The organism is Ruegeria sp. AD11(2025), from assembly GCF_056542405.1.
In genome coordinates this window covers 54012-75123 of record NZ_JBQFZU010000019.1, presented here as the reverse complement: position 1 = coordinate 75123, position 21112 = coordinate 54012, and the positions used below count along the sequence as shown (strand labels likewise).

Below are 21112 nucleotides of genomic sequence, written 5' to 3'. Positions count from 1 at the left end.
TCTGCTATCCGCCGGAGTATTACCCGCGTCAGTCTTCCGAGCCCCGCGCACGTGCGCCGCTGACCCTGGCTCCGCTTACGCGCGCACCACTAACCCTGGCTCCGCTCACACGTGCGCCGCTAACCCGCGCACCACTCACGCGGGCGCCGCTGATCGCGGGGCTGTCAAAACCGAAGTAGATGTCCAGCAGCACCTGTTCGAACATACCCGACGTGACATCCATACGCATGGTCTGATCAGCCTTGTCATAGTTCCAGTACATAATGTCGTTGGCCATCTGATAGTCAGCGGCCGCGACACCGCTTTTGGATGGATCGTTGGGCGCCCGAGAGGCAAGATTTCCCGGCAGATTGCCATCCGTGGCGCTTTTTCCTTTGCCATGAACAAGGAAGATCGCGGGTTCGGGAAGGTCGTAATATGTACCTTCATAGGCGAACCCGTAAATCTTGGCGAACCTGGGCTCATCTTCGCCGTCCTTGGCAAACTGCTTGTCCAGTTGTTTGTTATTTCCCTGTCCGCGCTTGTCGGTGACGACGTATTTCATGTCATCAAGGACGCGTCCGAAAATCAACACTTCGGAAAAACTGAGCAAAGTTTCTGGCATAAACTCATCTCCTGATTGCAGGCTTGACGACATGGGACGCCTCGCCCCCCCTAACGAAGACCCGAAAAGTCACGAGTCAAAATGTTCCTAAAAATCACCTTTCGATTGAATGCCACAAAACCATTTAAAAATAAAGGGTTTTAGGCATCAGTCCGGCACCTGCGTGCGGACCGAATTTGAATGACTGCCTTCTTCAGGATCAGGCAGGCGCGGTCCTGCGGTTGTCAATCCGATGTCACGCACACGGAAGTTGCCTTCGATAATATTGCGAAAAGCACCACCGGTGATCTCTTGATCCACGGCCAGCAGGGCCTTTTCCACTCCGAAATAGCTGAGCATATCCGCATCCAGCATTTCCCACGTGTCAGCCAGATATGTGCCCAGATAGTCGCGCGCCTCCAGCAGGGCGATGCGAAAGCCTTCGGGGTTTTCGGCATATCGCTTGTCGAAAACACCCTGCATTACCCGGTTATAGTCAGGCGATCCTTCCAACTGATCCGACAGGTTCTCCTCCTCGGCCGAGATCAGGCCGTGAACCAGCAAACGCTCGTGATAGATATCGACAAAGATATCGAACATCGCACCGGTCAGGGGTTCGGACAGAGCATGCTCGCTGGACCATCCGGCGGCGAATTCCGACAAGGACCGATCATTCGCCGCAAGCCGGATCTGCGCGTTTTCAGACAGTTCGGCAAATCGGCTGAGGCGGTTGAAGGTGTAGAGGTTCCCCCGCGTGTTCTCCAGTAAATCATCCACCACCGAACCGAAATGCAGCGACGCCAACAAAGCCACCAGATCGGCAGCGGATTCATGAAATCCGTAATACTCACCCGAGGCATCGCCATCTGTTGGCATCCCGATCACGCTGTAGATGATGGCATGGCCGATCTCATGCGCGACCACGTCGAAATTCAGGCTATAGGGTCGGTATTCATCCCCGTGCTCATGGGTGCCACCAGTTTCCAGAAAGCCCCAACCGATATGCGCGTTGTCCAGACTAGGCAGAAGCGACAGTTCCAGACGGTCGAAATCACGGGCGAAATGCCACGGGATCGGGCGGTCGAAATAGCCCTGCCAGACATCCATGGTGAAATGAGCCGAACCGAACAGATGTGCGGCTTCAAAAGCGGGGTTGCTGGGATCGATATGGATGAAGTTGCCGAATTCATCCGGCATGGCGGGCGGCTGGATTTGACCGTCCCAAGGCGGCAGATACATGCCCGGCCCATTTGGCCCTGGCACGATCGCGCCGTAAGGGGTGGTTTTCCCCACCGGGTCAACCGTGTACATGCGCGGCCCCGACGGCCCGGGCCCGATACTGCCTTGTGGTGCAGAAATCTCGACCAGCTCCAGTGGAGCGTTGGGCTCCAGAAACGGAGACTGTGGGTACAGCAGAAACCGGGTACCGGGTTCTTCATCAATCTGTTCGGGTAAGTTCACAATACGCCCTCCCGTGCGGTACTCGGTCAAGTCCGGTGACCTCTTATTCTGCGGCTCCGGTGTCGGCACCCCTGTGGCAATACAAAAACTCGGCTTCTATCATCTCATAAAACGCATCCCGCCCGTCCAGACCGAGCGCCACTGCATAAGAGTCAAGGTCATCGGGCACCGGCTGGTCAAGACGAGATTCAAAATACCACAAAAGCACTCGCAACCTGTCCACACCGGACCGGCCCGTCGGAAGAGCCTGTTCCGCCTTGTTGGCAGCCCTGTTCCGCAACTCGGCATACTGATCCGAGCGGCGCAGCTCCGACAGCATGTGTTCGTCAAGATGGCCCGCCCGTGACGCAGCGGCGGCTTCAATCCGGGCAGCATCCGCCAGCATCGTTTCATAGCCCTCGGGGCTCAGATCATTCGCGGCAATCCACGCCATCAGGTCGGATCTTCGTGACAGGCCGACAGTGGCCCGGTGGGCCTCCATTTGCCGAACCAACTCCGCGCGTTCGGGGGGGCGATCCTGCCTCAAGGCCTCCTCGCGCGATAACAGGGCCAGAATTGCACGCTCCCGCACCTTTGCGTAAAGCTCGGGCTGAAGCCGTAATTCGTCGATCACACTACGGTCGGCGGCATGATCTCCGGAATCAACTCTTGCGCGCAACGCCTTCCACATCAAGGTGGGCTCGGTTCGTGCAATGTCTGACGGGGGCAGGGGGGCTCCGGCCTGATGTTCCGACATACGTGTAAGCATGGCAAACGCATCCTGGGCCTTGGCGTCGATGCGACCCTTCGGCAACCAGTCCGCGAATTCGCTAATACCCGGCAGGTTTCCAAGCGTGCCGAGAATGTCCGGCCAGATGCGATGACGGTAGTGCATCGCCTTGGCGCAGCGCAGCACCTCAGAGGCCGTATCCGGCGGCAATACCCCGACGGTCCGGGCCTGTGCCACAGTCGCGCGAATTGACACCATCGGTTCGCTCAGCGGTTGGAAGCCCAGCTCGGCCGGACTGTGCAGAACCGCAACCTCGTCATCGTCCTGCAGCGTGCCGTTACAGTAATCCTCGTAAATGCGCCCAACACCGATCATTCCGAAATCAGCCAGCTCTGCCGCGCGCAAAGCGCCCATGCTGGCGCTGCCGAAAACCGGAATGCCCTGTTCGATCGCCCACAGGATTTCCTTGTGCCAGACCGAGGGCACGCCTTCGAAAAACCCGTCGATGATACCGATGGCAGCCGGATTTTCACGCACAACGCGGTATACGTCACCCTGCCGGACGGGGGGCAGGATTGTAGCATCCAAACACTTCAAGACCGCCTCTGGCGCAAGGGTCGGACCGACAAAAATCACCGCAGTCATGTCAGGCCGTCCCTGATGCGCAGCGCCCGGGGACCGGGGATGTAATCCGGTTCGTCATGCGGTGCCTCAAGCCCGGGAATGACGGCCCGGACCACCGATATATCATATTCCGGCCGCGACAGATCAACCGTCACAACCTGCGCGGCACCAACAGCAGAGAGCCGCTGCAATAACAGGCCCAGATCCTCGTCAAAGGAGTTGGTTACATGAGTCGGACAGTCGCAAAAACTCTGATCCGCCGCAGTACCATCGATCAAATCGCGCACATACTGGCCACGTTCCGTTTTGGCCTGATTGGTGAATTCCTCGGGGTCCAGATCATCCCGCGCACCTGAGATATAGGTCAGCCGCGTCTGCGCCGCTTCGGTCAGGGCTCGGAGCAAGGCGATGGCACGATCCGGATGGCATCCATCACCGATGCCAATATGACCGGGTTGCCCGCCACCTTCGCAGATCACGCAGCGGAAACTGGCGATGCCGACGTCCGAGGTCGTGTCCCACAGCCCGACCTCTAGCCCCGCGTCGGTGATCATCTTGATGGCTTGGCAACAACGCGGATCATCAACGCTGTCCGGATCAAGACGCGGTGTTCCCTGTTGGTGATGCCACAGGGTTGTGGCATCCCGCTCGATCAGTTCGCATATGGCGTGGCAGCTGGCCTCAGTCAGGTTGTTGCCCGAGGCCAGCCCATTGGTTGTGCGGGGAAAGGCGGCCTGACCGCCAACCGGCGCGCTGGTATAGTCGGTATCGACCATCTCGAGCGGAACCCAGCACGGTTCATCCCCGGCCAGATCGTGCCCCTGAACCCACAGCATGTTCCGATGCGGGTCAAAGTGCCCTCCGGTCACTCGCGGCAGGCCGGTCACGTCGACCACTGCGGTTTCCTCGGCCAATTCGGAATACCTAGCCAGACGTTGCGGTAGCTGAACCCGTTCAGCGTGCCAGGACTCGATCGCTTCCATCACGCCCGAGGCCTCGGCCGCCCGCAACGACAGTCCCTTGCCCAGCGACACCGCAACAGAGCGGGAATTCGGCCGGGCAACCATCACCGTAGGTAATCCGATCCGATCCAGCCCGGTCAGGTTCGCAATTCGGGTGATGCCCATGCTTTTCAGAAACGGCTTGACGATATGCAAGGTCTGCTCGGGGTCGCGCAGCCGATGCGTGTCCAGCACATATTGCTTCTGCGATGCATCGGGCATGTTTCGGACCTTGCTGAAAAAGTGACCGCAATGAAAAATAACCGCGCCGGGCCAGTCTGTTACGCCGCAGGATGCTGGATCGAGCCCTTTCGGTCAACCATTGTGGTGCGCCGTTTGGCTGAAGCCGATGTGGGATATTTGCCGATACCGCTCCCAGGCTTGCTGGATCACACTGAGATGAGGCGGATTGTTTGACGTGTCCGGCCAACCTTGCGGCTCGAGTGCCAAACCTGAGTGGGCCGTATAGGGTGGGTCAGACAAAGCTGAACGATCCATGTGATTCAGGTGCGTTCTGGAATAAGCTTGCAAGACCGGTTCGGTCGAAGAAAGCGCCAATCGACTCCCCGGCACGAATCCAATATCGCCGCAGGCTTTCCTGAAACCCGTTGGTCTGAGATGCGGCAATTATGGTCGAACGGTTTTGTCTCCACCACCGTTCAGATTGAAGTAACAGTGCGGGGAAAACTGCGGACCGTGGCGCTGTTCGAAAGCGCCTCGATCTCCAATCGCAACGACGGATTTGAAATGCGGTATCCGGCCGACACGCGCAAACCTCCACCGAACCTCACATGTCCGTCAGGCCAACGCCGAGTAAATGTCACGCTGATCTTGGAGCATTGAACGACCTCCCAATCTGCATTGTTGCCCATCCTGTCCACCATGCAGCCAGTGGCGCCCGCTTGGCTGCTTGTCGTGTTCTAAGCTCCTTGAACGTGATGTCGACGGCAACTTGAACATATATAATGGCAAGGCCTGCTGAGGCAGACAGTATCTGGCTCGAGGCACTCCGATCTCGGCTGATAGCATTTTTACATAACCTTGATTACACCCAAAGCGACTGAGCGTTCTCAGACCTGTCGGAGTACGAAAATACTGGGACCGAATTATTGAGACTCGCTTCCCATTGAATTCAACACCTTAGGATTTTTGCCCTTTTGGAGTGTTTCGACGGTTCAAGTGCGTCAAGTCGACGTTAAACAGAATGCCAATGAGCCTCTTCGCAATCTGGAAACCGGCGCAGTGTGTCTTACTAGGGCCTGGTTGATCAGCAGAATACCCTGCCCCAGCACTCGGCCTTGAGCAGCAATTGGTCCGGCCCAAGTATCGCTGCGATGCGGCCCGTCGAAACAGCCGTTCGCTGCGGTCCAGAATCGCAAGCCATTTGAACTCACAGTTCGCGGGACTTAGCCGACCTTGGATTTTTGAATTTCGTTGACGCAGCATCTTTTTGCAGGCGCAGCACCCGCTTTGCGGCTTCACAATAGCAGATTCACCTGCCCACTGCTGGCGGTATAAGAACAAGCTTTCCTGTATGTTTCTTGGACAGGAAGTCTTCCTGAGCCATCGCGATATCGGACAACGGATAGGTTTTGGCGACTACTGGGCGGATTTCGCCTCTTTCGATATAGGTCACCAGGTTCTCGAAAACCTCGTCTTCCTGAAAGGTGCATCCGAACAGGGTGAGGTCCTTGAGATAAAGGGGGCGAACGTCAATCTCCGAGATGGGGCCCGCGATGGCACCTGCGGTGGCGTAGCGCCCCCGCGCCGCAACACGTCTAGGAAGCTCGGCCATTGATCGCCCGCCACAAGATCGACGACCACGTCCATCGCAGCTTTGTCCAGTTCCGCAACCAGGTCCGCGTTGCGGTCGATCACGCGGTCAGCACCCAGGGCAAGGACGTCATCCGCCTTGCTGGCTGAAGCCAGCGCGGCCACATATGCCCCGCGCCGCTTGGCCGGTTGCACCGCAGCGGATCCGACCCCGCCGGAAGCGCCCGTGATCAGGACCTTTTCCGCGCCCACATGCGCACGGTGCAGCATGTTTTCGGCACTGGAATAGGCGCATGGAATCGAGGCGAGTTCGGCATCGGACCAGTCACAGCTCACCTTGTGGCCCTCGCGGGCCGGGGCCAGGGTAAACTGCGCAAAACCGTCGTCGCATTCTGATCCGATGCTCCAGCATTCATAGGGTCGGTAATCCAAACAGCTGCGCAGCATGTTGCGCACGAGAACGCGCTCGCCGATGCGCGCGCTATCCACACTTTCGCCCGCGGCGACGATCCGGCCACACACATCGGCGCCTTGTATCCGAGGGAATGTCAGCGGTGTGCCGGACCAGCTCGCTTCCTGGTCATCGACCTCGTCAAACCCTTCGCCCCCGCCTGTATTGGTCTCTTCCGTCACTTTCTTGGAGTACCAGCCGATCCGCGTGTTGATATCGGTGTTGTTCACGCCTGCTGCGGACGTCTGGATCAGCTCCTCCCCCGGACCGGGTGTCGGAGTGGGCACATCTTCGCGGTAATACAACATGTCGATGCCGCCATGGCCGACAAGTTACTCGGCGGTCATAGTTGCTGGGGTGTTTCACTCATGGGATTGGTGTCCTCTTCTGGCGGCTGAGCAATGCGTTTCTAACCTCAACGAGGTTACAGACTAGCAAAACCGCCTCAAACGAGGATTATGTCTGCAAAAGACAGAGTTTTCGTCATGCCAAACCTGAAATCCAAACTGCCCAACCTAAACGCTTTACTGTCATTTGAGGCGGCGGGTAGATGGCTCAGCTTTACCCGTGCCGCCGATGAGCTTTGCGTAACGCAAGGCGCTGTCAGCCGTCAGGTGCGGGAGTTGGAGATCTCCCTCGGAGTGACGCTGTTTCGGCGTGGGCATTGCTCTGTGGCGCTGACCGATGACGGGCGGCGCTACCATCATGCGGTGACAGTCGCCCTTGATCATTTGGCAGATGCGACAACCGATCTTGTTTTGCCACCACAGGACCGTCAGGTGACAGTGGCGGCGACAGAGGCCATCTCGATCTATTGGTTGATGCCTCTTTTGCCAGAGTTGAAGGTCCGTTTTCCCGATATCTCGATTCAGGTTCTGGCCTCTGATGCAGATCTATCGACGGCCCAGGATACGTTTGATATTGGTATTCAATTCGGCCATGGGCGTTGGGCTGGCGTGGATAAGACCTTTCTGCGCACGGGCGAAGCGGTTCCTGTCTGCAGCCCGGGGTTTCTGGATGGGCGGGCCCCGTTCGTGGATGCGGCGGACCTGCTTGATCAGCCGCTGCTGCACTTGGGTGACGCGACCATGGATTGGGTCAGCTGGCCTGCGTGGTTCCGTGCAGCGGGTGTGACGCGCGCAATGCCCACCCCTGCCATGCGACTGAATGCCTATACGTTGCTGAACAAGGCGGCTTTTGAAGGGGCCGGGATCGCGCTCGGCCTGAAGCCGCTTTTGGGTGAGCAGTTCGCGCGCGGCTGGCTGACTGTTGCTTGCGACATCCCGATGCAGACCGAGTTCAGCTTTTACCTGATCGTCCCGTCACAACGGCAATTGTCGCCGGATGGGTGCCTCGTCCGGGACTGGATCATCTCGAAATTCAGAGCCCCATCGCCGCTCTGAGCTATGACTAAAACTGAGGCAAAGCCCCTACGAGAAATGCTTTGACCACCGGAATCTATGCGGCGAGCCTGACCTCGGCCCTATCCGTTAAGCGAGGCTCGGTTCTTCATGAAAATCACCCAAATCTCCGTCTATCAGGTCGATGTACCGATAAAACCTGCCACTATTTCCCACGATCGGGTGATGTCCAATTTTGACATCACTCTGGTTCGGATCGAAACCGACGCCGGGATTGAAGGTTGGGGCGACTCTGTCCCCTGGGGCGCGAATTTTGTCCCGGCCTGGGCACGCGGGGTACGCGCAGGCCTCGAGGAACTGGCCCCGCATCTGATCGGCAAGGACCCCCGAATGGTGGGCGCAATCAACGAGGTTATGGATTTTGAGATGACCGGCCAGCCATTTGTCAAAACCGCGCTTGACGTGGCCTGTTGGGATATTTTGGGGCGATCGCTGAATGCACCGCTCTATATGCTTTTGGGAGGAATGCTGACGGAAGCGCCTGAGGTAGTCGGCTCGATACCACCCGATCCGGGGCCGGAGCTGGAAGAAGCGATTGAACGGCATCGTCGCCACGGCACGCAGCAATTGTCGGGCAAGACCAGCGGCGATGTGGCCCATGACATCGAGTATCTGCGCTGGATGAAAGAGCGGATGCGCCCAGGCGAGTCGCTCAAATATGACGGCAACGGCGGCTGGCGCGTGGATGAGGCGATCCGAGTTGCCAAAGCCATGGGTGATATCGATGTTTATTTCGAACAACCCTGCGCCACCTACGAGGAATGCAAGGAAGTGCGCCGGACCACCGGCGTTCCGCTGATACTAGACGAATCTGCCCTCGACATCGGCGTCGTTCTGCGTGCGAAAGAGGATGGCGTGCTGGATGGGCTGAACCTCAAACTGGCTCGGGTTGGCGGTATCTCCAAGATGCGCCTGATCCGCGATCTGTGCATTGCGCTGCGTGTGCCAATGGAAATCCAAGATAGTTCCTACAGCGAATTGGCTTGCTCGGTCGTCGCGCATATGGCGCATTCCACGCCCAACCGCGCCATCCGATCCGCAATCAATGCAAAGGGGCTGTTGAAAGAGACGGTTTCAAACGCGGCGGTGGTCGAAAATGGTCGCGTCAGAGTCTCGGATTTGCCGGGCCTTGGCACGACCCCCTTGCTCAATGCGATCGGAGAGCCCATCGCCGTTTATGTTTAGAGCTAAGGATGGCCCATTCTTGCGCTAGGCAGCGACGACTGTGACGCCGCGTTTACAGTAATTCGGTGCCACGAACACACGAAGCTAGAAATAGCAACGACCGCATAGTGCTCTGGGCTACCGCCCTCCGGCTCCCGAATCCATCATCCAGATGGACCAAAGGCCTGTCATGCACTAACAATCAAATTGGACCACTCAGGTGGGGCTGATCATTACTATTAAGGTGATCCGACATGACCCGTCGCGACACTCTTGACTGAAACTGATTTGCAGCCAGTGGCCACTGTTACAGTCAGGTTGATTTTCTTAGTTTCGCTACCTTACCCTAGTCTAGGAATTTAATGCCGAATGGCATGGTGTTTCGACGAACTAAACAGCGAAGATCACTGTGGAATCAAAACTCGCCACCACGATAATTGCAGATATCTCGGATAGCACTCCGTTCTATGAAGCAATGGGAGACGATCAGGCACAGAAGCTGATACAGTTCGAGATTGACCGCCTGAGAGAATCTGCAATTTCCTTTGGTGGCGTTCCTGTAGGGCAAAAGGGCGACGACGTCTTATGCTATTTTCTTGATCAGGATGCTGCGGTTAAGTCGGCATTGGATATGATTGACAAGCCACACGGCACTTTGTTGTCCGTTCATGCAGGAGTACATCATGGTCCAATCGTTTTCGCTGAGAATGGTATTTTTGGTGAAACTGTTAATCTAACAGCCAGACTAGCCGCGGCCGCGAACCCAGGCGAGGCTTGCGTCAGTGAGAGCGTCGCCAGTTATCTGAGCCCAGACATCAAGCAGTTGCTCACCCCGATTGGACCCCTTCACTTGAAAGGAGTGAGCGATCCAGTAAGGGCTTATTCAATGCGAGCACCCACAGACGGGCTGAGTACGGTTGTGCACCCGCCGGGTCTGATTGATCGCGGCAACAATCAAGAAGCCCAGGGGAATAATTTTGCCCTTATTCTCTATCAAAACGACCGCTCATGGCGTTGCAGAGAGGGTGGTGAAATTAAAATCGGCAGATCCAAACAATGCGACGTAGTTATGACACAGCCGTGGGTCTCGCGATTACACGCTGTGCTGAACATGAAAAATGGCAAACTCATGCTAACAGATCGGAGTTCTTCTGGCACGTACGTAAAGTTCGAAAATGAAAGAGAAATTCAACTAAAACGAGAAGCGGTCATGCTTGCTGGCGGTGGTTTGATTTCGCTATCTCTTCCCACTCAACATGCCGATGCCCGACCTCTCGAATTCGAAGTCGTGCGTCGATAGCCATTTCCAAAGTCAGTCTTCTGAGTTCTGTGGCGAAAGTCTCAGAAAGATATATTCATTTCGTGCTAGGATCATCTTGCAGCGCTGATTTCAACAAGCTCAGGAGGGAAGCATGCAGCTTATTCATTTAAACCTATTGTGTCGCAGTGGTTTGATCCTAGGAGCGACCGCATTTCTGTCCGCTGTGGAAGTTTCGGCACAATCAGATATGCCTAACGCCTGCCCGGTGGATGGCTGCGAAGTCCGTATCGTTTCGGTCGAAAAAAACGGTGACGAACTTACAATCACCTACGAAGCAAACTTTGAACCGGACGTCTCCAAGAACCACCTACACGCTTGGTGGGGGGAAAGTTATGCTGTCGAACAAGTCGGTAGGAATGCTCAAAGCGAGTTTAATGTCGAGCAAGGCCGATGGCACCGACACGACGATTACCCCGCTTATGTGACCAAGGAAGCTGCCTCAACGTCGGCACGAGATGGGGCCACAACCATGTGCGTTACTGCGGCTGACAGGGATCACAACATTCTGGACGCGACCAAGTATCATTGCGTGGACGTGCAGGAGCATCTCTGAGGTAAGGGATGAGCCATGAGTTTCCCCGCTTTTATAGGCCGTTATGCCGTAGAAAGGGAAATTGCCAGCGGCGGTTTTGCAGCTGTCGTTTTGGCAAGGGACGAAGAACTGGAAGTCCCTGTCACGCTCAAGATTCTTCATGCAAATCTAGCCAGCAATGAAAAGGTCATTACACACTTCCTAGAGGAAGCGCGGTTGCTGAGGCGCATTCGATCTCCACGCGTTGTGTCCGTTCATGACGTGGGGCGGCTGGAGGACGGGCGGCCTTACTTTGTCATGGACTATGCAGATCGGGGGACTTTGGCGGAACGCCTGAAACGTCTGGAGCCAGCGTTGTTGGCTCAACGTGACGGCGTGGGCATCTTGATTGACGCGCTGGCCGATGGCTTAACGGCCGTTCACGAAGCAAACGTTGTGCATCGCGATGTCAAACCGGCAAACGTGCTTTTGCAACGCATCAAACGCCCGAAGGGCCCTGACATCGCAAACACTTTTAGTGCGCTTGTTGAGCCAGACGAAAGAGTTTTTCTGGCTGACTTGGGAATCGCGAAGGACATGGCGATTGACGTGACTGGGGCAACTATGATGGCCGGAACACCGCTCTATCAAGCGCCGGAACAGGTCGAAAGCGGACAACCTGTTACCCCAATGACCGACGTTTACTCGGCGACGGCGCTCATGTGGCACGTTTTGACAGGTCGGGCGCCGCCACCGTTTCACCGTATCTCAGAGAACTTGCCGGAGTTGCCAGAGATGTGGCGCGACTGCATCGGGCATGGAATGGCGCTGGACCCTGAAGCGCGATTTCAGCAGATGGTGTCCTGGCGGGATGCAATGAATGATGCCTTGGACCGGGATAGACGAGAAGCCGCTTCCGAGGCCGTTACGCAGATTTCAGAGAGTCAGGCTGAATGTCCCTACAAAGGACTGGCAGCCTTTCAGTCCGAAGACGCAAGGTATTTTTTTGGTAGGGAAGATCTGGTCGAAGAGCTTGTCAACAGGCTTCAACAAGGCCGAATGCTGGTATTGGGCGGCTCATCGGGAAGTGGGAAATCATCGGTACTTCGTGCCGGATTGCTCCCTGCCTTGGCAGCAAATGCAATACACGGAAGCGAAAACTGGCGTGTTTGTGTTTTCACACCCGGCCGGGACCCAATGACGGATTTGTATTTCCAACTCATCGGGGACAATTCACATCTTACCGCTCAGATATCACTTAACGATTTTATCGCTTTTCCCAGCGCAGCGCGTCGCCTCGCGACGGCCAACGAAGGCGAACTGCTCATTTGCATAGATCAGTTCGAAGAGCTTTTTACCCTGGTCACACAAGAGCGCAGAATGAAGTTCTTAGAAGCTTTGTCTGCAATGACCGACCCTGCAGATAGCCGCGTTCGAACTGTGATCACCATTCGCGCCGACTTTTACGCTTCATGTGCAGAAATACCTTGGCTTGCTGACCGGATATCGGAAAACCAACTGTTGGTGGGGCCGATGACCCGTGCGGAACTACGCCGAGCAATCAGTGAGCCTTCACGTGCAGCCGGGCTGCATATGGACAGGTCTCTGATAGACGCAATTGTCGATGAAGCAGGCAAAGAGGCTGGCTCGTTACCTCTAGTGGCGCATTCGCTTTATGAAACCTACATCCGACGCAAGGGTGCAACCATGTCTCTGGACGGCTACAGAGAGGCAGGAGGCGTGGCGGGTGCGATTAGCCAAACAGCCGAAACACTGTTTTCGAACAGTTTTGATGAGGACCAGCAAAAGGCCACGCAGCGATTGTTTTTGCGATTGGTAACACCCGGCGAGGGTACGCCGGATACGCGCAGGTTGCTTCCGATAGACGAGGTTGAACAAGACGTTGCACCGGACACAGCCCGGAAGGTTGTTGAAGCCCTGACAGACGCACGCCTTTTGACGGTGGATGAAGACACCGTTCAAATCGCGCATGAGGCCCTTCTCCGCACTTGGCCAAGATTGAATTCCTGGATCGAGGATAGCCGAGACGATCTGCGAATGCGCCAACGTATTCAGCATGACGCTGCAGAGTGGGAACAGGATAGCCGCGAACCTGACTTGTTATATCGCGGAACAAGGCTGTTGGCTGCGGAAGAGTGGTCGGTTGACAACGAAAACGAGTTGGGAAAGCTTGAACGAGAGTTCCTCGGCCAGGCGCGTGAGGCGCGCGAGGCAGCTCTGAAGGCATCTAATCGGCGCAAACGGCGGCGGCGTCTCTACTTTCAGATTGCAGCTGGTGCGCTGGCTGTACTGACCATTGGGGCGACGGGTGCTTCAATTCTGGCAATTCGTGCATCCAACCTTGCTGAAACCAATCGCAAGATTGCAGTTGCCGCGACAGCAGAAGCCAATGAGCGGTTCGCGCGCGCGCTCGGAGCGGCCGCAAATGGCCTATCTCAGTCAGACCCACTGCTCGCTCTTTCCTTAAGTGCAGAAGCCATCGCCCGAGCCAACTCGGCCAGTTCCACCTCTGATGCGCGGTCTGCAATGCTATTGGCTCGCCAGAAACTGAGCGAACCAGGCCTTATTCCGTTGGGTAGCCCACTTACGGTCGGAGACGCTCAAACCATGGACCTTGATGCCGCAGGACAACGGGTGGCCGTCGGATTAAGAGATGGACGAATTGTGATCCACAGCACCAATTCGGATGAAGGTGTTTTGGCTGAATTGGTAGGACATTCGGGGGGGATTCGAGATCTGGCCTTCTCACCGAACGGAAGCCTCCTCTTGTCGGCTGCAACCGACGGAGAGGTCCGTTTGTGGGATGTTGGTCCTTCTCGAATTGGTCCGGTCACAACCCTGTTTTCCGGTGACGATGTCGCGTTCGGCGTAGCCTTCGATTCAATTAGCAGACGCGCAGCCTCTGCCACCGGAGACGGTACGGTACGCCTTTGGGACGTTTCGACCGGGATGCAAATAGGTCCACCCCTTGCGGAACAGCAACTCGGTTTCAAACGAGTCGCTTTTTCCCCGGTGTTGGAAGGTTTGGTCGCCGGAAATGTCGACGGGTCCATCTACGGATGGGTGGACATAGATGCACGTCCGGCCTTTCCGCCGATACCCGGTGGTCCGCTGGGTCCCGATCCTGACCACCTTTCATTCAGCAGCGACGGCAGTCTTTTTGTCGTCTCCCATACGAATGGAAAGGTCACGACGATCGGATTTCCATCAGGTGGTCCAATCGTTGATCGTTTTACCCACGCTGATGCGGTTGTAGCTGCAGCGTTTTCCGGCCCAAAAAACGTTCTTGTGGGCGCCACGGTAAACGGAACGCTCATATTGGAAGATGCCAACTTGTTGCCTATTGGGGACGAAGTGCAAGCGCACAGCCAGAGCATCGTAGATATTAAAACTGCCACGCAGGTTCCCATTCTGGCGACACTTGGTAGGGACCAACAGGTCCGTATTTGGCAGGTCGCTTACGAAACAAGCAGCGACAATACCTTGACCTTTGAAGGTGGGAAAAAGGCTCTTGGCATTGCGTATAGCCCTGATGGAAAGAAGATTGCCGTAGGCGATGGCGAAGGCAATGTGTGGATTTGGGATGTAGGCTCCACCATGAAACCCATGTTGTTAAGGGGGCATCGAAATCAGGTTTGGGCCGTAGCGTTTTCGCAAGATGGCCGACACCTTGTCACGGGTGATCGGGATGGCACTATCCGGATTTGGGACCCAATTTCCTTGCAGCTTATAGAAGAATTCAGCTTGGGTCAGGCGCCGGTCTGGAACATTGCGCCTACCGCCTCATCGTTGTTTTTTGCCGCCGCGGGGAATGGGGTTCATAGAATTGATGCTGCAGACACAAGTATAGTCGAAACGATTGGGTTGCCCGAAACGGCCATAAACCGAGTAACCATTTCTTCGGACGATGCCAGGCTTGCGGCAGCTTCCGCCAACGGAAAGGTCTATATCTGGAGTATTACACGTAATGAGTTGGAAAACGTGATAGACGCGGACGATAACACGCTCTGGAGTGTTGCGTTTTCGACTGACAATTCAAAAGTTGCATCGGCGTCAAGCGACGAAGTGGTAAAAGTCTGGGATTTGGCAAGCGGCGACGAACTGGCGTCGTATGGCGGGCACAAAGGCGGCGCGACGGATATTGCCTTTTTGGCAGATGGCGCGACCTTGGTTGCAGTCGACAGATCAGGAGATTTGCATTGGTGGGACACGGCGGTGAACCGACGTCTCATGCCTGTTCAGAAAGTGCACGCAGCCCCAAGTTGGAGAATTGCACTGGCGCCAGATGGTCATTCCTTTGCGACCACAAATGAAGAGGGTGTGACCCGCGTTTGGGACAGATTGAGTTTGGAAATTGCCTGTGCATTGGGCGACCCTACTTTTGACAGAGAAAGACGAATTCAATTTTTAGGCAGTCAAAAGCCAGAAACCAGTTGTGATACCTTCCGTGAGTAATCAGGAGTCACAACTGCAAAAGCCTTTGAGGATCGGAGAGTTCAGCCCGTCTTGTTTCCTTATTTTCGCGGCAGAGGACCAAGTTTCTTACTTCTATGGGCTGGAAGATACCTATCAAGAGCATCCAAATTTCTCCGCTCGTTGTCGAAATTGGCGCTGGAGCCCATTTCGTTCCCGGCAAATTTCAGTATCTGCCTGAACTGTCATGAGGAGCGCTTGTGTTCTTGAATCGCACTGGTTTCAACTGACATCACAATGATGGAAACATTGTCTGGCGCTCCCTTCGCAAGCGTAGCTTCGAGCAGTCGCTTCACGGCTGTTCCGTTTGAATGAGACAAAACCTGCTCAATGAACGGAATCGGAACTACATCCGTCAGTCCGTCGCTGCAAATCAAGTATTTCGAACCCTCGCTTACTGGCTCGATACCTGTATGGGGATCAATATCATGGAAACTTGGTGTCCCCCCGAGGGATTGAGACAACGCAGGTTTTTTCAAGCTCGAAAGGGATGCCTCCGAGACGAGGTCATCCACACTTAACTGGTGCAAAATCTTATTGCGAAAACGAAAGACTTTACTGTCCCCCACATTGAACCAGATCAGTTTGTCGGAGAAACAAACCACGCCGGCTACGGTCGTACCCATCCCCTCAAAAAGTGAGTTTTCAGCTGCCAGATCGTATAAATTCCGATTTGTATTTCTTAAGAATTCAACAAGTTCGTAGGGACTCGTTAGTCCCGATGTACGTGAAAGAAATGCGTTTACGGCCATTTCACTCGCGTACTCTCCAGCGCGATGACCTCCTAAACCATCAGCTATCAGAGCCAGTTGGCCGGTGGGCTCAGAAAACTCAAACCTATAGGGCTCGGCCATTGAACGCTGCTCTTTCCAAGATCCCGCCAAGATGCAGTCTTGATTGGAGGGACGAGCGCGTCCGGTGTTTGTAAGGGCCGATCCTAAAATTTTCATGATTGTGTCAATTCAATATACTGTTTTGCGGCTTTCGAGAAATGCGACCATGATTAGACGGCAATGATAAGCCCAATTGTATTTAAACGTATAACTGAAAACGTGATTGCCAGCTTGTTTGGGCGTTCTGCACAGGTCATGCATCATGCATTACAATACCGCCCAAAATACCGCGCCTGAAAGGTCTACGTTTTTCGCCTAAGATCATCGCCTATGCTGTTTGGGACTGCTATCGCTTCGCGCTCAGTACCGCCGATATTGAAGATCTGCTTGCGGAACGCGGAGTAGCGGGCAATTGACGCCTCTTGCCTGAAACGATCAGCTACCCACCGCATACTCTGACAGTGATGGCACAGTTTGTGCCCGCGTGAGTCACGATCTGGAAAGCTTGGAACACCATTAAGGCACCACTGACGTGGACCACGCCCCGATATTCTGACGTATCCGGTGTTGAACTCAATTCACGGTTTGACCGAAGACCGCTAGTTTGCGCGCGAACTTCCCCGTTTTTCCACCGGCCTTGACTGCTTGCAAAGCTGACTGAACGTCCGACGACCCCGCCGGTTCATCAAATGCCACGCAAAGCTCGTATAGCAGTTCCAGAATGCTGCCCAGATCACGCGGAAGCACTGCCGGCAGGTCGACCATCATGCCCGCCAACGCAGTTTTCACCACCCGCGCATGGGTGTTGGAAATTCCGGCCAATTGGGTCAATCGCTTGGTCCACCGTCGCAGCGGCAGGTTCGCGTGAAACACAAGGGAATGCGCGGCTGATGCAAACGCGCTTGGGTCAAACAACTGCTGAGCCATCAATGTGGCCATTGCATCAATTGTTGTTGATCCGACACCCTCATCGGCACTGGCAAGATACCAGGAGAGCATGGCGTGTGCCATCACTCCGGGCTTGGGATCGGGGCGGAACAGCGGATCCAGGAACATCAGGCAATGATGATTGGTCAGCTTCTGGTCCAGTTCCAGTTCGAAAATGCCGGTGGCAAAGAACAACTCGGTATGCGCTGGTCGGATCAATCCCACCCAGGAGTTCGGGTGCATCATCCAACTGCTGCCCGGATCGCTCAAAAAAATGTGCTCAGATTTTGCAGGCAGGGCAAAACCCAATGCAGCATCGAAATTATCGGGAATTGGCGGGGTGATCCGGATTTTGGGCCTCGGCCAACTATATTGTTCTATCCGCCGAATATCTGCGAAGAACTCAAACCGTGCCGGGTGACCCACACCCGGTATTGGTCCGCCAATGAGGGACTCTATGCGTGGATCGGCACGCAGCGGCAGGGTCGACGACCACGCAATCGCCCATAGCTGTTTGTCCACTTCTGGTGGCAAGTCAGCCCCCAACGCAAAAGCAAGTGCCCTTTCCGGTTCAGATAGCTGCTGCACGTCGTTCAAGGCCGTTTCACGCCCTTCGGGCGCCAAACGCATAAGCGCCAGTTTGAAATCAGTGTCACCCGGTCGGGCGCCGATCTTTCGGTATTCTGCCAGCCGTTCGATCAACTGTCCCGCCGCCAGATACCCGCGGTTGTCACCGGGCGCCGACAGCATGGGTGCCGCGTGCCCCTTCCGCACAAGAGCAAGCACCTCTTGCGCCCGGGCCGCAAACATCCCCTCAAAGCTGTTGCGTTCAATCCCAAGCGGCGTGTGCCCGGAATACCGAGGCGTAAGGAATGGCTGCAGTTCAGCCTCAAAATCCGTCCCGTTGGCCCATGCCAGCGCGGTAGCCACGATTGGTTTTTCGAAGTTCCCTACCCCGCTAAACACATCTTGCACCATGCGGTTTCTTAATTGATTTGCCCGCTTCGCCAGAGGGGACAACAAGGGATGAGCTGCCGCCCCGAAACGGGCCAAACCGTCAAATGCGCGTTCTGTCAAAAACGGGTCGCGACCGTCTTCCAATAGCTCAAGAAACGCCGCCACGGCTTCTTCGGCCGAGGCGACCGGACGAAGGACCTCGAGCTTTGCCACCAGATCATCGGCATCAGGCAGAGGGGTTGGTTTGCCGCCCCCCAAAATCTTTGCAAGCCTTCCCTGAACTGTCGGCGCGGCAAAGTCCATGTAATCGCGCAGTTTTTCCTGAACCTCTGGTTCAGAGTGCTGACCCAAGGATTCGATCAGGTCCAAAGCCTTTGCCTGCACATCTCCGGCTTCGGAAATCAGGGCTGATACCGCCATCAGAGCCACGTCAGTTGCCCTGTCGGGATGGCACTTGGCGCAGCTTTTCAGCAATTGCAACGCCAAGACGGCACTGGATTTCTGGCGGCCTTGTAATGCGGGTTCGATCGAAGCCAACAGCGCGACAGGATCAATCCCGCTCAGTTTGTCGATCCTTTTCAACACCTTCAACGCAAAGGCCATAGTCGGAGGCGCAGAGCTGCCAAGCAAGTCCAGATACCGCGTGGTCCGGTGCAAAACCTCTGTGTCCGTAGGGCAAAGGCTGGTGTGAAACCGCGAGTACCATCCGGCCCGAAACTGCCCGAAATCCCGTTCAAGCGCATCCAGTGAGGCGTCCAACAGCCGGTCTCGGTCCAATGTGCCGTCGTCGCACAGGCCGATCAGGAAATCTGACCAAGATACCCCCGGCCCGCAGTATTTGTCATGTGCGGAAAGGCTAAGGTCACCGCCTCCTTCAACCTCGAAAAACCGCCAGACGTCATGCGTCAGAAACTGCTTACGCGCAGGGCCGGGAATGGCCGCTTGGTGCGCATAGTAACCCAGTATGTAGGCGTCCGTCTGCGGGATGCTGCACTGCCCTTGTGCATAAAGCGCATGGACCACTTCGATCAGGCGGGGGTTGTCTTCAACCGCCGCCAGCGCCCAATCGTCCATCCAACTGAGGTCAAGGGCGCCGAATACATCCGTCAGAGGGATCGAACGCGGCAGGATACGCCAATCTCCGCATCTATATTCGGATGGGCGCGCTGTCGCCAGAATCGCGACTCCAAGCGCATCGCTGTCCTTGGCCAAATTCAGAGCCTGTTTTTTACCGCTGAACTGGGCATCCCAATACGCTTTTTCATACGCTTTCTGCGTTTTAAGCGCGATCGGAGCAAAGGCGCGACGGTCGGCTTCAGGGATACCACAAAGTGTCTTCAGCACGTGACGCACCCGCTTGGTTGAAATCAGTTTCACGAATTCTGCTTCGGTCACTGCAAGCGCTCCATTTCCAGTTCCGCGGCCAGAATGTGCTTGCAGGGGCCGCGTGTGTTTTTGTTTCTGGCATACCATGGGCACGTGCAACTCGGCGCGCTATCGCAAAAACGCACTCGATGAAATGCCGCGTCGCTGATCACCTCTGCACCGTCCTGATCAAGTGTGACCGCCCGGGCATCCACCAGTTCCCGAGCTGCTTTCAGGCGGGGGTTCATTGCCTCGATCCGGTCCATGTCGAACGGAAGAACTCTGTGAAACCAAGTGGAATGGGCAAGGTCAAACCCCACAAGACCCAAGGCCGCCAGACGCGACATAGCCGTGTTGACCCGATCATGAGACAGTCCGCTGCTGTGGGCCAAAGAAGACAGGTTCAAACTGTCCTGCCAGTTAAACTGCGCCCGTAGGGCGGCAATATTCGCTTCATTCCGCACCAGATCTGACAGAAGCCGGCCATCGCCGGAAAACCCGCGCCAAGGTTCGGCATTTAGTACCAGGGTCAACCGCTGCGATCCGAAATCGAGCATCCAGGCCGAGCTTTGCAACGCGTGATTGCCATAGACATGAAGAGCGGCGGCCCTGCCAACTAACGTTTCGAACACCCTTAGTCGATGACCTCCACGCAACGGCACGCTGCCGGGTGCCTGACGGGTCGTGGTTCTGACCCTCGAACCTGAGGCGGCGATCCAGATCCGGTGATCCGACTTCGAGCGCGGCAAGCTGCGGAGAAACCGCCGGGCCGATACGGAGGGCAACGAGAACGCTTTCTCCATTCCCGACAGGTGCCCCTGCACTTCGCCAAAACCCTTGATCCACCGCAAGGGCAGTGGGACCTTGCGCTCGGTGACGTTGGCGCGTTCATGCGCCAGTCCAACCGCACGGGCTCTGATTGCAATCTCCAGACGACTTTCCGGTCGGGTCTGAGCCAACAGCGCCCGCAATTCGGCCCCGAAATCCACGTTTGTGGTTCCTTTGCCGCGGTGTTCGACCTCAAGAGCGTCTTCATCAATATCCAGACGGATGTAGGCGCTACAACAGGCTGAGAAACCTTCGAACCGAACTGTTGTCGGGCCAACGGTCGCAACGGGATCGGCTTCGCGCAATATCCGTGACAACATGGATGGCGGGACGTAAAACCTTGACCCCACGATTTCAGAAACCGCACGCAACGCTCTGGCTGTCACGTCGGGTTCTTTCGCAAAAGCCTTCAGAAAAGTATGCGGTTCATCGACACCAGTCTGATCCGCAACAAGAAACAATGACCGGTCTCGATCCTGCCCGACCAGTGTCGAGCGGCCTGTATAGCGGTAAACGTTGTCAACTCCGGTCATTCCGGCATTCCTGAAATCTGGCTCAATGAACCATGACTTTATAATGATCTAGGAAACAGATTGACGGGGTAAAGATGTCAACAATGAGACCCTTTTCCGTCTGGCCTGCGGGCTGTGATCTTCGGGCATTTGGAAGCTCAACTGTTTTCAACTGGG

General features: G+C 55.8%; 14 protein-coding genes and 1 pseudogene. 6 read left to right on the top strand and 9 right to left on the bottom strand.

What is annotated here, in order from left to right:
- Positions 1–28 precede the first annotated feature (28 nt).
- From ACR1XY_RS17175 to ACR1XY_RS17150, 6 genes are all read right to left on the bottom strand, one after another.
- Positions 29–604: a hypothetical protein gene (locus tag ACR1XY_RS17175; RefSeq protein ID WP_480594883.1), complete on the bottom strand. Its 576-nt coding sequence runs from the start codon at positions 602–604 to the stop codon at positions 29–31.
- Positions 605–751: 147 nt separating this feature from the next.
- Positions 752–2044 carry a gluzincin family metallopeptidase gene (locus ACR1XY_RS17170; protein WP_480594880.1) on the bottom strand — a complete coding sequence of 431 codons (1293 nt, stop codon included), beginning with the start codon at positions 2042–2044 and terminating at the stop codon, positions 752–754.
- A 43-nt stretch (positions 2045–2087) separates the two neighbouring features.
- On the bottom strand, positions 2088–3398 hold the full coding sequence (locus ACR1XY_RS17165; RefSeq protein ID WP_480594878.1) for a TfuA-like protein: 1311 nt from the start codon (positions 3396–3398) through the stop codon (positions 2088–2090).
- The gene (locus ACR1XY_RS17160) at positions 3395–4600 is read right to left on the bottom strand and encodes a YcaO-like family protein (protein WP_480594876.1); all 1206 of its coding nucleotides are present in this window, start codon (positions 4598–4600) and stop codon (positions 3395–3397) included. The genes ACR1XY_RS17165 and ACR1XY_RS17160 overlap by 4 nt, the downstream gene beginning before the upstream one ends.
- Before the next feature lie 1270 nt (positions 4601–5870).
- Positions 5871–6095, bottom strand: a complete 225-nt coding sequence (locus tag ACR1XY_RS17155) for a zinc-binding dehydrogenase (RefSeq protein ID WP_480594917.1) — start codon at positions 6093–6095, stop codon at positions 5871–5873.
- A complete protein-coding gene (locus ACR1XY_RS17150; RefSeq protein WP_480594874.1) occupies positions 6011–6910 on the bottom strand; it encodes an alcohol dehydrogenase catalytic domain-containing protein in 900 nt (299 codons plus the stop codon). Before ACR1XY_RS17150 ends, ACR1XY_RS17155 begins: the two co-directional genes overlap by 85 nt.
- A 177-nt stretch (positions 6911–7087) precedes the next feature.
- Here ACR1XY_RS17150 and ACR1XY_RS17145 point away from each other — a divergent pair, with 177 nt between their 5' ends.
- The 5 genes from ACR1XY_RS17145 (at position 7088) to ACR1XY_RS17125 (ending at position 15495) form a co-directional block, all read left to right on the top strand.
- On the top strand, positions 7088–8005 hold the full coding sequence (locus ACR1XY_RS17145) for a LysR substrate-binding domain-containing protein (RefSeq protein WP_480594872.1): 918 nt from the start codon (positions 7088–7090) through the stop codon (positions 8003–8005).
- Positions 8006–8113: 108 nt separating this feature from the next.
- Positions 8114–9208 carry a mandelate racemase/muconate lactonizing enzyme family protein gene (locus tag ACR1XY_RS17140; protein WP_480594870.1) on the top strand — a complete coding sequence of 365 codons (1095 nt, stop codon included), beginning with the start codon at positions 8114–8116 and terminating at the stop codon, positions 9206–9208.
- A 388-nt stretch (positions 9209–9596) separates the two neighbouring features.
- Positions 9597–10487 carry an FHA domain-containing protein gene (locus tag ACR1XY_RS17135; protein WP_480594868.1) on the top strand — a complete coding sequence of 297 codons (891 nt, stop codon included), beginning with the start codon at positions 9597–9599 and terminating at the stop codon, positions 10485–10487.
- A 112-nt stretch (positions 10488–10599) separates the two neighbouring features.
- A complete protein-coding gene (locus tag ACR1XY_RS17130) occupies positions 10600–11061 on the top strand; it encodes a hypothetical protein (RefSeq protein WP_480594866.1) in 462 nt (153 codons plus the stop codon).
- A 15-nt stretch (positions 11062–11076) separates the two neighbouring features.
- Positions 11077–15495 (top strand): WD40 repeat domain-containing serine/threonine protein kinase, encoded by a 4419-nt coding sequence (locus ACR1XY_RS17125; RefSeq protein ID WP_480594865.1) that lies wholly within the window; start codon positions 11077–11079, stop codon positions 15493–15495.
- A 203-nt stretch (positions 15496–15698) separates the two neighbouring features.
- Here the strand turns inward: ACR1XY_RS17125 and ACR1XY_RS17120 are convergent, their stop codons facing one another.
- The gene (locus ACR1XY_RS17120) at positions 15699–16463 is read right to left on the bottom strand and encodes a PP2C family protein-serine/threonine phosphatase (protein ID WP_480594862.1); all 765 of its coding nucleotides are present in this window, start codon (positions 16461–16463) and stop codon (positions 15699–15701) included.
- Between the two features lie 155 nt (positions 16464–16618).
- Here ACR1XY_RS17120 and ACR1XY_RS17115 point away from each other — a divergent pair.
- Positions 16619–16750: pseudogene (locus ACR1XY_RS17115) on the top strand (IS6 family transposase); the annotation flags it as partial.
- Positions 16751–16919: 169 nt separating this feature from the next.
- Here the strand turns inward: ACR1XY_RS17115 and ACR1XY_RS17110 are convergent.
- Entirely contained in the window at positions 16920–19625 is a 2706-nt protein-coding gene (locus ACR1XY_RS17110) for a DUF6493 family protein (protein ID WP_480594860.1), read from the bottom strand.
- Entirely contained in the window at positions 19622–20956 is a 1335-nt protein-coding gene (locus ACR1XY_RS17105) for an SWIM zinc finger family protein (protein ID WP_480594858.1), read from the bottom strand. Before ACR1XY_RS17105 ends, ACR1XY_RS17110 begins: the two co-directional genes overlap by 4 nt.
- Positions 20957–21112: the final 156 nt, after the last annotated feature.